The sequence below is a fragment of the Paraperlucidibaca wandonensis genome (genome assembly GCF_042677145.1).
In the GTDB taxonomy this organism is placed as follows: domain Bacteria; phylum Pseudomonadota; class Gammaproteobacteria; order Pseudomonadales; family Moraxellaceae; genus Perlucidibaca; species Perlucidibaca wandonensis.
Window position 1 is genome coordinate 1,860,877 of the sequence record NZ_JBHTIT010000001.1, and the last position, 12,545, is coordinate 1,873,421.

The window sequence follows — 12,545 nt, forward strand, 5'->3', positions numbered from 1 at the left end:
ACTCTCTTAATCAGTTAGGACGCAACTGCACGTACTTGCCAGCACGCATCAGCATAAAAAAATTCACGATCACAGCCTGCCTCTACCGCGCTTAATAAAGCGCCAGGAAGCTGCTGCACAACACGTTGGCCATGAGCTCGCGCTTGGATCATTGCGGCGCGCAGATCAGCATCATCACCAGCGGGCGCAAGTATGCCTTGTGTCGCAGCCGTAGCATTGGAAAAATCTAGCCATTGCTTCAAGTCAGCACTGAAGCCAGTCGCCGCACGCGCGCGACCAAAGGCCTCGCCGACATGATCATAGCGACCACCCTTTGCCACTTCACGGGCATGGCCAGGCGCATACACGCTAAAGACCAAACCAGTGTGGTAGTGATAGCCGCGGACATCGCCTAGGTCTAGGGTGAGCACGACATTTGGGTGTGACTGCTGGATGGCAGTAACGACGGCTTGCACATCGGCCAAGGCTTGCGACACGGCGGCTGGGGCATCTGGCCAAAGCACTTTCGCTTCAGCGAGCACCGAGACATCGCCCGCCAAGCTCGGCAGCGGCAATAAAGCCGCCTGATGCGCAGCGCCAACGCGTGCAGGAATCGCCTCATGCCATTCGGGCAATGATTTGCGGCTGAGCATGTCGCGCAGACTAGCCTCAGTGACGCAATCAAGTTCGGCAGCGGCGGCTAAGGCGCGGAAAACGCCGACATGACCGAGGTCTAGGTGTAGCTCGCGAGCACCAGCAATGTGTAGGGCATCTAGCGTTAAGCGAATGATTTCAATATCGCTTTCTACGCCGGCATGGCCGTAAAGCTCAGCGCCTATTTGTACCGGGCAACGCGAAGCGGCAATACCCATTGGTCGCGTGTGCAGCACCGTGCCGGCGTAGCAATAACGCGCCGGACCTTCGCTACGAAGGCAATGCGCATCGAGACGAGCAACTTGCGGCGTGGTGTCAGCGCGCACGCCCATCATGCGACCGCTAAGCTGATCGGTGATTTTAAAGGTGAGATCGGCAAGATCACGGCCAGATCCCGAAAGTAACGATTCGAGATACTCCATGAGCGGCGGCAGCACTAAGGCATAGCCCCAGCGCGCGAAATGATCGAGCAGTTGTCGTCGCAACGACTCTAAGCGTGCAGCCTCGACAGGCAGCACATCGGCAACGCCATCGGGCAGCAGCCACGCATCCACGGGTTTGACCATGCTTTTCGCCACTAATTAGACACAAAAAAACCGAGCGGCACTCGGTTCGGGGGAGTTTATCACAGGCTATTGCAGCTTGCCCAAACTCGGTGGCTCAGTATCTTGCTGAGCCACCGAAATTGTTTATTTGCCGGGCTTGCGCATGTACTTGAGGAACTCGCTATCTGATTTCAGCACGAGCACATCATCGCTACGATTGAAGCTGTTGCGATAGGCCTGCAATGAGCGATAGAAACTGTAGAACTCGGCGTCTTGACCGAAAGCTTTACGAGCAATCAGGGCAACTTGAGCATCACCTTCACCGCGCAATGTTTCCGCTTGGCGATAGGCATCAGCCAAAATCACGCGCTGCTGGCGATCGGCCTCTGATTTGATGCGATCAGACATCTCAGTACCTTGAGCACGATGCTCGCGAGCTTCACGCTCACGCTCTGTGCGCATACGGTTATAGATGGACTCAACCGTGGATTGCGGGAAGTCGACGCGCTTAACACGCACATCCACCACCTCAATACCAAACTCGCGCATGGCAACGGTGTTAACGGCCTTAGTTAAGTTCAGCATGAGCTGCTCACGCTGACCGGCAACAACTTCGTGCACATCACGCTCGGAAACACGGTTTTTCAGGCCGTCACGCACCAGTGGCATGAGGCGAGATTCCGCCTCCAAGGCTAAGCCGCCAGTAGCAGTGAAGTAGCGCTTCACATCATTAACGCGCCACATAACGTAGGCATCGATAATCAGGAACTTGCTTTCTTTGGTCAAAAACTCGGTGCGCTCAGAATCGCTAACCTGTAGACGGCCATCGAAACGACGAACTTCGTGCACCAATGGGATCTTGAAGTGCAGGCCAGGCTTCAAATCTGCCTCAACGACCTCACCAAAGCGCAGCAAAACTGCCCGCTCAGTGGCTTGCACGGTATAGAACATGGCATTGGCCAAAAACAGCACAACGAGGGTGGCGTATAACGCCGACATACTACGCGATGGCATTAGCGGGCTCCCTCCAACGTACGGCCAGAACGCTCAGCGTCTCGCAGATTGCCGGTGCTAGCCGGCGGAATGTATGGTGATGTACCGCCTGCGGCAGGCGCAGCGGTGGCAGCAGCTGCCGCGGCAGCCATCGGCAAATACAGCAGTGGCGCAGCGCCACCGGGCTCAACCACAACCTTACGATTGCTCGCCATGATCACTTCCATGGCATCTAAATACATACGGCTACGCATGACTTGTGGGTTCAAGCGATACTCGGCCAATAGGCCTTGAAAGCGCGAGGCATTACCTGTGGCGCGATCGATAACCTCTTGCTTATAACCATTAGCATCAGCAATGAGTCGAGCGCCCTGACCTCGAGCCTCTGGCACAATACCGTTAGCGTAGGTTTCAGCCTGGTTTTTCAGACGTTCTTTGTCTTCTTTAGCGCGAATCACGTCGTCAAAGGCGGCCTTCACATCTTTCGGCGGCAATGCTTCCAAAATGTTGACGTTACGCACGCTAATGCCTGAGCTATAGCGATCCAAATACGACTGCAAACGCGGCAGCATATCTTGCGCGAGCTTGGCGCGGCCCTCGCCCAATACTTGCGTCATTTTTGCGCTACCAACTTCGTGGCGCAGCGCCGACTCAGTGGCATGCGCCAGTGTCGATTCTGGGCTAGCAATCGCGAGCACATAGTTTTTCGGATCTGAAATGCGGTACTGCACGGTCAGCGAGATATCAACAATATTTTCATCTTCAGTGATCATGCTGGCGTTGAGCGGCATCTGCTCGGTGCGCTCAACGTTAACCTTACGCACGCTATCCATCAGCGTGGGGCGCCAATGCAAGCCAGCCGTTTCTACCTTGGAGTATTCACCAAAGCGAAATACTACAGCGCGCTCGGCTTGCTCGACACGATAAAAACCAAAGATCACCCAGAGCGCAACCGCACCAACGAGCAGCAAGCGTGTTAGCTGCTTTTCGCCATTGGGATCGCCGCCACCGAATACGCTTTGCAGCTTATCGAATAGAGGATTGCTTTTATTGCCACCGCCGGAAGGCTTACGCCCGCCCCACGGATCGCGATTACCGCTCGGGTCTTGCCCCGAACCGGGTTGATTCCACGCCATCTGGCACTCCTAGCTTGCTATAACTGTCTTAACCAACGCCGGCCTCTAAGACCACGTCAGCGCGCACCAACCCCTCACGAGCGAGGCATTGGGCTAAATCCGGAGCCTGTATGCGCACGCACAAACGGCTACCACCACTATCATCGGGAAGCTCAGACTCTACCACTCCTAAGCCATAGAATCGCGCCCGTAATCGCGCCAAATCTGGTGTCATTTCCAAGGTAAGCGTTTCCCATGGTGCCGACACGCATAACTGCATGGCCTGCAAGAGTAAATCTAAGCCCTCGCCATCGCGCGCAGAAACCCATACCGCCTGCGGCCTACCCTCTTCATCGTAATCAATACGCGGCTCTTGATCTGGCAACGAGTCTAACTTGTTGTAAACCAACAAAATAGGTGCAGTTGCGCCAACCTCTTCAAGCACTTCGTTGACGGCTCGCAAATGCAGGTCACGATCAACGCTGGCAGCATCGACAATATGTAAGAGCAAGTCGGCCTGCGCTGTCTCTTCTAATGTCGCGCGAAAGGCATCGACTAATTGATGTGGCAAATGCCGCACAAAGCCTACTGTGTCGGCCAACACGGTAGGACCAATGCCATCGAGCTGAATACGCCGCAGCGTTGGATCTAGCGTGGCAAACAGAAGATCGGCGGCGTATGCATCGGCACCGGCCAAGCGATTAAACAGCGTCGACTTACCTGCGTTGGTGTAGCCGACTAGCGAGATGGTTGGTACGCCGGCTTTTTGTCGTGCCGCGCGACCTTGCGCTCGCGTTTGACGAACTTTCTCTAAGCGCTCTTTCAATGAGCTGATGCGCAAGCGCAGCAAACGCCGATCGGTCTCTAACTGAGTTTCACCCGGACCGCGCAGACCGATACCGCCTTTCTGTCGCTCAAGGTGAGTCCAGCCTCGCACTAAACGCGAGGACAGATGGTCAAGCTGAGCTAGCTCAACCTGCAATTTGCCTTCATGAGTTCGGGCGCGCTGGGCGAAAATATCCAAAATGAGGCCGGTGCGATCGAGCACACGGCATTGCAAAATACGCTCAAGATTGCGCTCTTGCGCCGGAGTTAAGGCGTGGTTAAACAGCACGACCTCGGCATTGAGCTGTTTAACGGCCTCGGCAATTTCTTCGACTTTGCCAGAACCAGCATACAGCTTAGGGTCGGGGCGCTGACGCGAACCAGTGATGACCGCCAACACCGCGACATCGGCCGACTTAGCCAGTAGCTGAAACTCATCTAGGTCTTCGTCTTGGCCATGCTGGCGCAGAGACAAGTGCACTAAAACAGCACCTTCGCCACCACTCGGACGCTCAAAATATTCCATTCAGGCCCTTAAGCTCAGATATGACTGCGCCGCCGATGTGGCGGCGCAAAAAGGCAAAAACAACTTAAAGAAATGCAGGTTGAGTATCGTCATCATCCAAGTCTTCTAATGATGACTCGAGAGAGCCAACACCAGAGCTGCCGACAGGAACTGTGCTGCCTGGCAATACCGTGCGTGGGTTACGCGCTGGCACCACAGTGGAGATTGCGTGCTTATAAACCATTTGGCTGACGGTGTTTTTCAACAGCACCACGTATTGGTCAAATGATTCGATTTGGCCCTGCAATTTAATGCCATTCACCAGAAAAATTGATACGGGAATGCGCTCTTTGCGCAGGGCATTTAGAAACGGGTCTTGCAGGGTTTGACCTTTTGACATGGATAATCTCCGGTGGCGAACGAGGCCACATACATATAACAGCGTATAACCGCTTATTGGCGGCTCCCTACAAAGCAGGAATAACGGCACTCAAAGCAGTGCGCCTACGATTACTGTGGGGGGAGTGCTGCGCTTTTTCAAGTCTACGACGATAAAAGGTCTTCGACGAAAGGCAATGTAGCGCTCGACAGTGGGTCTAGCCAGGTCGCCGCAGTGAAGCTACGCAGCCATGTCAGCTGACGCTTGGCAAGCTGACGAGTGGCGAAAATGCCGCGATTGCGCAGTTCGTCGCGATCGTATTCGCCATCTAAATGCTCCCAAGCTTGGCGATAACCAACCGAGCGCATCGATGGCATGGTCGGCAACAGGTCACCACGCGCGCGTAAAGTTTCGACTTCCGCAATGAAGCCCTGCGCCAACATGAGATCGAAGCGCTGGGCGATGCGCTCATGCAGCAAGGCGCGATCTGGCGGCGATAGCGCCAGCCAGTGCATACGATACGGCAGCGGTTCGGGCTCGGGTTGTTCGGCATGCCACTGCGTGAGGGTCTTGCCGGTGAGCATCCAAACCTCTAAGGCACGCTGCAGGCGCTGACTGTCGTGCGGCGTGATGCGCGCGGCGGCAACTGGATCAACGGCTTGCAAGCGCTGATGCAGTGCTGGCCAACCGTGAGTCTCGGCATCGCGTAATAATTCGGCGCGTAGCTCGGCATCAGCCTCGGGCAAATTCGCGAGGCCATCACGCAAGACTTTAAAATAAAGCATGGTGCCGCCGACTAAGATTGGCACTTTGCCAGCGGCAGATATTTCGGCCATGGCTTTGAGAGCATCACTACGAAACTCAGCGGCGGAGTAGCTTTGATTTGGCTCAATAATGTCGATGAGGCGATGCGGCGCTCGTGCTAGTTCATCGGCAGTGGGTTTAGCCGTGCCGATGTCCATGCCGCGATAAATCATGCTGGAGTCGACCGAAATAATCTCGCCGATGCCTTTTTCGACTAGGGCGATAGCCAGTGCGGTTTTACCGGCAGCGGTTGGCCCCATAATGCAGAGCGCGGGCGGCAATGCTTGCGACTCCGACGAGGCCGCCATCAGCGACCTCGCATAAATAAACGATCTAGCTCAGCTAGGCTCAGGCGCGTCCACGTTGGGCGGCCGTGATTACATTGGCCGCTACGCTCGGTGGCCTCCATATCGCGCAGCAAAGCATTCATTTCCGGGATGCTCAATTGGCGATTCGCCCGCACCGCGCCATGACAGGCCATGGTGCCGAGCAATGTATTTTGTTGCTCCTCAACGCGACGAGTTTGGCCATGCACGAGTAAGTCCGCCAGCACATCGCGCAATAAAGCCGCAGCATCGGCTTGAGCCAACACTGCCGGCAATGAACGAATCAGCACCGTCTCTGGGCCTAAGCGCTGCGTTTCAATGCCCATAGCTAGCAATGCCTGCATTTCAGATTCAGCAATATCGGCTTCGCGCTGACTCAGCGCCACACTCAACGGGACTAGTAGCGGCTGACAAACCACGCCAGCATCAGCTTGCTGCTGCTTTAGGCGCTCATAAACAATGCGCTCATGGGCGGCGTGCATATCGACCAAGACTAAGCCTTCAGTGTTTTGCGCCAAGACATAAACGCCATGAAGCTGGGCGATGGCGTAGCCCAAAACTGGCGTATTGGTGGCTTGCTCAGCAGGCATGCTAGGCGCTTCAGTTCCGCCCGCTAAATAGCTGGCAAAACCATCGCGCGCAGGAGCACTGGAGCGCCAATCTAGCCCGCCTTGTTGAGGGGAGTAGTTGGGCTGCCAGGCTTGTGGCTCAGACTGTGATGCAACGTTCGCAAAGTTTGCAGCACCCATCGAAGCAAAAGCCTGCTCAGCAGCTGGAGCCAAAGATCCCGTAGGCTGCGCATCATCGGGACGCACTTCTGCTAAAGCGCGATGCAAGCCACGATAAATCAGGTCATGCACCAAGCGATGCTCGCGAAAACGCACTTCATGCTTGGTTGGATGCACGTTGACATCGACAGTGCCGGGGTCGATGTCCAAAAACAGCACAAACGCCGGATGACGGCCGTGATACAGCACATCGGCATAGGCTTGACGCACTGCGTGCGAAACCACTTTATCGCGCACCATGCGGCCATTAACGAAGAAGTATTGCAGATCGGCTTGAGCCCGCGAAAACGTCGGCAGGCCCAACCAACCATGCAGGCGCGCGCCGGCAGCCTCTTGATCTAGTGGATGCGCTGCGGCAACAAACTGCGGCCCACAAATATGGCTTAAACGCCGCAGCATCTCTGCCTCGCTAGTCGCAGGCTTCAGCTGCCATAACACGCGCGCATTGTGCGTAAGACTGAATGATACTTGCGGCGAGACCAGCGCCAAGCGCCGCACCACCTCTTCTAAATGCCGAAACTCGGTGGCCTCGGTACGCATAAATTTGCGCCGAGCCGGTGTATTAAAGAATAAATCGCGCACCTCGACCGAGGTGCCGCGTGGATGTCGCGCCGGCTCAATCACCGCCGACATATCACGGCCCTCAGTTCGCACCGACCAGCCCAAGCCTGTCGTGTCGGTGCTTGAGGTCAGCGTTAAGCGAGACACCGACGCAATGGATGCCAGCGCTTCGCCGCGAAAGCCTAGTGTGGCCACGGCCTCGAGATCATCGACATGATGGATTTTACTGGTGGCGTGGCGCGCTAACGCCAAAGGCAGATCATCTTGGGCGATACCGTCGCCATCATCACGCACACGCAGGCAGGCCAAACCACCCTGCTCAATATGCACATCGATAGCGCGGGCACCGGCATCAAGCGCATTTTCAATCAGCTCTTTAACCACCGATGCCGGCCGCTCAACCACTTCACCGGCGGCAATTTGGTTAGCTAGGCGAGCATCTAAAAGCGCTATGCGGGCCACGAATTAATCTCGGTCAAACCAAGTGCCGGGCACTGGGAATTGTTGGCAAAAACGCACAACAGCCGCACCAATCGCCTGCGCCACATCACGCTGATAGCTCGCACTAATTAGGCGATCTTCTTCATCAGCATTAGAAATAAACCCAGTCTCAACCAAAAGCGAGACCATGCCGGGCTCTTTTAATACCGCAAAGCCAGCTTGCTCGACACGCTTGCTATGCAGTCGATTCACAACATTAGGCAGCGACTGCAAAATCAGCTTACCCATTTCTAGGCTGTGCTTAAGCGTTCCTTCCACCATCATGCCGGCGAGCATATCGGTTAAATCATCATTCTCAGCAACCACACCACCGATCAAATCAGACTTGTTTTCTTGTTCAGCGAGCTGTTGCGCAAAGCGCGAGGTCGCACCTTTGGCACCCTGCAATGACAGGGCAAAAACCGAGGCGCCATTTGCAGAGCGGTTAGCTGCGGAGTCGGCATGCACCGAAATAAAAATATCGGCCTTATGTTCATATCGCGCAATTTTCCGCCGCTGCTGTAGCGGAATAAAGAAGTCGCTGTCGCGAGTTAGTCGAGCCGTAATGCCTTTTTGCTTGCCCAAATAATCGGCCAATGACCGGGCAATGGCTAAAGTTACGTGCTTTTCATAGGTGCCACGACGACCAATAGCGCCGGGATCCTGACCCCCATGTCCAGCGTCGATGCTGACAATAATGTCTCGGCCATTTTTCTTGCCCGCAAACAAACCACCAAACACGGAGGTTGGCTCAGGCTTGACGATAGGCGCTGGCGATGCCGCTGCTGTGGCTATTTTCCCCGAAGCCACCACGCCTAAATCTATGACTAGGCGATACATACCTTGGGCATTCACTGGCAGCATGAAAATGGCGGCCTCAGCCTCTTCGTTCAACTCAACAATGAGCTTACTACGACTGCCACTACCATCGAGCGACATGCGTTGCACCGGGCCAACCTGCGAAGGAAAGTCCCGTGCCGAAAGTCGCGTTGTCGTATTTGGCACAGTAACGACTAAACGCCCAGGCGAAGTTTCTTCGCTAACGCGAAATTCGGTATTGCTGGAAAACTCAACCACCAAACGCGTTTTGCCCTCATAGTTGCCAGTGCGTGCACCGACTAGCTCTGCCGCCTGCGCTCCTAGCGCCATGACACAACACATCAGCAACAACAGTTGCTGTATCCATTTATTCATACCAGTCTCGCTAATAGTTGCTCGCCACGCAGCGTATGCGCCGTGATGGTGGCTACGCGCCCGTCAGCCAACTCGTGGCTCACCGGCGCTAAAGAAATGTCCCAATCTGGCGTTGGCAGCAAGGGCTCGCCTTGCGACGGCCACTCCACCAAGCTCAGCTGATCAGATGAAAAATAGTCACGAAAGCCAATCAGCTCTAACTCTTCCGGATCGATCAACCGATATAAATCGAAATGATTCACCGTATTGCCGTTTAAAACGTAGGGCTCAACCAAGGTGTAGGTTGGACTTTTAACTGCGCCCTGATGCCCCAATGTCTGCAATAAGCCTCGCACCAATGTGGTTTTGCCAGCACCTAAGTCGCCTTGCAAATACACCGTCGCGCCGCAGACATCGGTCGCAAAACACGCGCGCGCAATGTCTCCGCCCAGCTGCTCGGTAGCTGATGCATCGGGCAGCGCCCGCTGATAGCGAGTTAATGTAGCTACTGTAGGGGCTAAACGGCTGGTCATAGCAATGGCTTACAGATGGTGACTAACTGCTAAGGATGTCAGAATGTGCGCCATGACGCGAATCCCTTTACATGAAAACGCGAGTTTATCGCGCAATGAGCTGCTGACCCTAAAAGCCGATATTGCGCTCTGGGCGCGCGAGCTTGGCTTTCAGCAAATGGGCGTCAGCGACATTGATTTAGGTGAGCATCCGCAGCATTTGGCGGATTGGCTAGAGCAAGGCTACGAGGCCGGGATGGCATGGATGCACGAGCCAAAACGTGTGGCGCCAGCAGATTTGGTGCCGAACACGCAGCGCATCATCAGCCTGCGCATGGACTACCTGCCTGCCGAACCACGCATTCACGAAATTTTGGGCGATGCCGACCGTGCCTATATTGCACGCTATGCGCTGGGCCGCGACTATCACAAGCTCATCCGCAAACGCGTGCAAAAGCTAGCCGACCGCATGGCTGAGGCGATTGGGCCATTTGGCTATCGCGCCTTTGTCGACTCCGCACCCGTGCTAGAAAAAGCCATTGCCGCGCAAGCTGGCCTCGGCTGGGCCGGCAAGCACACGGTGATCATCAATCGCCAAGCGGGCTCATATTTTTTCTTGGCCGAACTCTTTACCGACTTACCGCTGCCCGTTGACGAACCAGTAAGCAGCCATTGCGGCACCTGCTCGGCCTGCATTGATATTTGCCCGACGCAGGCGATTATTGCGCCTTATGTGCTCGATGCCGGCAAATGCATTAGCTATTTGACCATTGAGTATCGCGGCGTGATTGCTGAGCCACTGCGCCGAGCCATCGGCAATCGTATTTTCGGCTGTGATGACTGCCAGCTCGTGTGCCCATGGAATCGCTACGCGCAGGCCAGCCAAGAGCCAGCTTTTACGCCGCGCCATGACTTCGATGGCCCGCCGCTGCTGGACCTATGGGCTTGGGATGAAATTACTTGGCTGAGCAAAACTGAAGGAATGCCATTACGCCGCATGAGCTACGCGAGCTGGCTGCGCAATCTATCGATGGCATTAGGCAATGCGCCCGCCAGCGCCGACATCGTGCAGGCACTGGCGATGCGCCGCGATGAGCTGAGCGCCAGCGGCATGCTCAATGATGTGCTCACTGAACATATCGACTGGGCCATTAACGAGCAGACGCTAAAGCTTCACGCAGCGCAGTAGCAACTTAGTTATCGCTAAAGCCTGGCAACTTAAAGAAGTACTGGCGGTAATAGCGCAACTCTTCGATTGAGTCCTTCACGTCATCCAAGGCCAAATGCGAACTTTGCTTAGTGAAGCGCTGCAATAAATCGGGATACCAACGACGTGCTAGCTCCTTTACCGTGCTCACATCGAGGTTGCGGTAATGAAAAAAGGCTTCGAGTTTGGGCATAGTGCGGTATAAGAAGCGGCGATCTTGGCAAATTGAGTTGCCGCAAATTGGCGATTTTTTCGGATCAACGAAGCGACTCAAAAACTCCAGCGTTTGCGCTTCGGCATCGGCCTCGGTCAATGTGCTGCGGCGCACGCGCTCGATTAAACCAGATTGGCCATGCTGACGTGTATTCCACTCATCCATGGCGTTAAGCACGATGTCTTTTTGGTGGATGGCCAACACAGGGCCTTCCGCCAACACGTTCAAATGTGCATCGGTCACGATCGTGGCCATTTCGATAATGCGATCGGTATCGGGGTTTAGGCCCGTCATTTCGAGATCGATCCAAACTAAATTTCCGACCTTATTATGATTCATGAACACTCCTAGTTGCCGTCAGTGGCACAATGCCCGCAGCATAGCAGAGCGCAACACCATTGCAGTCACCCAACAACGAGATAGGCCATGAGCCAACGCCGCATTAGTCGCCAACAAAGTTTTCGTATCGATCGCATTCAGGCTGAACGCATTGCGCGCGCCGCCAAACGTGAAGCCAAAGCCGAAGCATTGCTCGATGGTGGCGCCCTCGGCGTCGAGCAACGCGGCCGCATCATCGCGCATTATGGTGTGCAGCTTGCCGTTGAAGCGCTCGATGGCGAGCTCATTGGACAGCGCTTTCGCTGCCATCGGCGCGCCAATCTAGAAGCCTTAGTTACCGGCGATGAAGTCATTTGGCAGCCCGCTACTGAGGTCGCTACTGGCGTTATTACGGCGATACTGCCGCGCCGATCTGTGCTGGTACGCCCTGACCCATACAATAAGCTCAAGCCTGTTGCGGCAAATATCGATCTGATTTTACTGATCATTGCGCCCGAGCCAACGCCATCAGCTGAACTCATCGACCGCTATTTAATCGCCTGCGAAGCCACCGACATTCGGCCAATACTCGTGCTCAATAAGGCCGACTTACTGACTGAAAAAAATCATGATGAGTTAACTGAGTTGCTCGCCAGCTTTGCCGCACTCGGCTATGAAACCCGCACGCTTTCAGCACATGGTGACACCGGCGACCTAGAAGCTTTGGTGGCGCAACACACTGTGGTGTTTGTCGGCCAATCCGGCGTCGGCAAGTCATCGCTCATTAACACCTTACTGCCCGATGTCGCGCAAAAAGTGAAAGAGGTGTCTACCGGCTCCAAGCTCGGCCAGCACACCACGACAACAGCTTGTTGGTTTGATATTCCCACCGGTGGCGCACTCATCGACTCGCCGGGCATTCGTGAATTTGGCGTTTGGCATATGAATAAAGAAGAGCTGCTCGCCGGCTTTATCGAGTTTCAACCTTTTGCTGGCCAATGCCGATTCCGCAATTGCGCTCACGCCAGCGAGCCTGGCTGCTCGTTCCATCAAGCGGTTCTAGATGGCCATATTCAACCCCGCCGCTTCGCTAGCTTTCAGAAGCTGGTCAACGACATCGGCACACGATAACGACGTACTAAGCGCGATATGGCCGCGAGATAATCA

At 55.1% G+C, this 12,545-nt stretch carries 11 protein-coding genes and 1 pseudogene; 2 read left to right on the forward strand and 10 right to left on the reverse strand.

Going from position 1 to position 12,545, the window contains the following annotated elements; translation table 11 throughout:
• Nucleotides 1–14: 14 nt before the first annotated feature.
• The 9 genes and pseudogenes from ACFQ0F_RS08785 to tsaE all read right to left on the reverse strand — a co-directional run bounded on the left by ACFQ0F_RS08785 (nucleotide 15) and on the right by tsaE (nucleotide 9,660).
• Nucleotides 15–1,199 (reverse strand): ATP phosphoribosyltransferase regulatory subunit, encoded by a 1,185-nt coding sequence (locus ACFQ0F_RS08785; protein ID WP_379071219.1) that lies wholly within the window; start codon nucleotides 1,197–1,199, stop codon nucleotides 15–17.
• 123 nt (nucleotides 1,200–1,322) lie between these two features.
• Nucleotides 1,323–2,192 (reverse strand): protease modulator HflC, encoded by an 870-nt coding sequence (gene hflC, locus ACFQ0F_RS08790; RefSeq protein WP_379071221.1) that lies wholly within the window; start codon nucleotides 2,190–2,192, stop codon nucleotides 1,323–1,325.
• Nucleotides 2,192–3,307, reverse strand: coding sequence for an FtsH protease activity modulator HflK (gene hflK / locus ACFQ0F_RS08795; RefSeq protein ID WP_379071224.1), 1,116 nt, complete (start codon nucleotides 3,305–3,307; stop codon nucleotides 2,192–2,194). The genes hflC and hflK overlap by 1 nt, the downstream gene beginning before the upstream one ends.
• Before the next feature lie 28 nt (nucleotides 3,308–3,335).
• On the reverse strand, nucleotides 3,336–4,637 hold the full coding sequence (hflX, locus tag ACFQ0F_RS08800) for a ribosome rescue GTPase HflX (RefSeq protein ID WP_340676059.1): 1,302 nt from the start codon (nucleotides 4,635–4,637) through the stop codon (nucleotides 3,336–3,338).
• 130 nt (nucleotides 4,638–4,767) lie between these two features.
• Nucleotides 4,768–5,016: pseudogene (gene hfq / locus ACFQ0F_RS08805) on the reverse strand (RNA chaperone Hfq); the annotation flags it as partial.
• A gap of 143 nt (nucleotides 5,017–5,159) precedes the next feature.
• Nucleotides 5,160–6,107 (reverse strand): tRNA (adenosine(37)-N6)-dimethylallyltransferase MiaA, encoded by a 948-nt coding sequence (gene miaA / locus ACFQ0F_RS08810; protein WP_379071227.1) that lies wholly within the window; start codon nucleotides 6,105–6,107, stop codon nucleotides 5,160–5,162.
• Nucleotides 6,107–7,936, reverse strand: a complete 1,830-nt coding sequence (mutL, locus tag ACFQ0F_RS08815) for a DNA mismatch repair endonuclease MutL (RefSeq protein WP_379071230.1) — start codon at nucleotides 7,934–7,936, stop codon at nucleotides 6,107–6,109. The genes miaA and mutL overlap by 1 nt, the downstream gene beginning before the upstream one ends.
• Nucleotides 7,937–7,939: 3 nt before the next feature.
• Nucleotides 7,940–9,148, reverse strand: coding sequence for an N-acetylmuramoyl-L-alanine amidase (locus tag ACFQ0F_RS08820; protein ID WP_340676056.1), 1,209 nt, complete (start codon nucleotides 9,146–9,148; stop codon nucleotides 7,940–7,942).
• Nucleotides 9,145–9,660, reverse strand: a complete 516-nt coding sequence (gene tsaE, locus ACFQ0F_RS08825) for a tRNA (adenosine(37)-N6)-threonylcarbamoyltransferase complex ATPase subunit type 1 TsaE (RefSeq protein ID WP_340676055.1) — start codon at nucleotides 9,658–9,660, stop codon at nucleotides 9,145–9,147. Before tsaE ends, ACFQ0F_RS08820 begins: the two co-directional genes overlap by 4 nt.
• Before the next feature lie 52 nt (nucleotides 9,661–9,712).
• On the opposite strand from tsaE, the gene queG reads away from it, so the two are divergent.
• Complete coding sequence (gene queG, locus ACFQ0F_RS08830) at nucleotides 9,713–10,828, forward strand: tRNA epoxyqueuosine(34) reductase QueG (RefSeq protein ID WP_379071235.1); 1,116 nt, start codon at nucleotides 9,713–9,715, stop codon at nucleotides 10,826–10,828.
• Between the two features lie 4 nt (nucleotides 10,829–10,832).
• On the opposite strand, the gene orn is transcribed toward queG, so the two are convergent.
• A complete protein-coding gene (gene orn, locus ACFQ0F_RS08835; protein ID WP_340676053.1) occupies nucleotides 10,833–11,399 on the reverse strand; it encodes an oligoribonuclease in 567 nt (188 codons plus the stop codon).
• Nucleotides 11,400–11,486: 87 nt separating this feature from the next.
• Here orn and rsgA point away from each other — a divergent pair, with 87 nt between their 5' ends.
• The gene (rsgA, locus tag ACFQ0F_RS08840) at nucleotides 11,487–12,509 is read left to right on the forward strand and encodes a small ribosomal subunit biogenesis GTPase RsgA (RefSeq protein WP_340676052.1); all 1,023 of its coding nucleotides are present in this window, start codon (nucleotides 11,487–11,489) and stop codon (nucleotides 12,507–12,509) included.
• Nucleotides 12,510–12,545 lie beyond the last annotated feature (36 nt).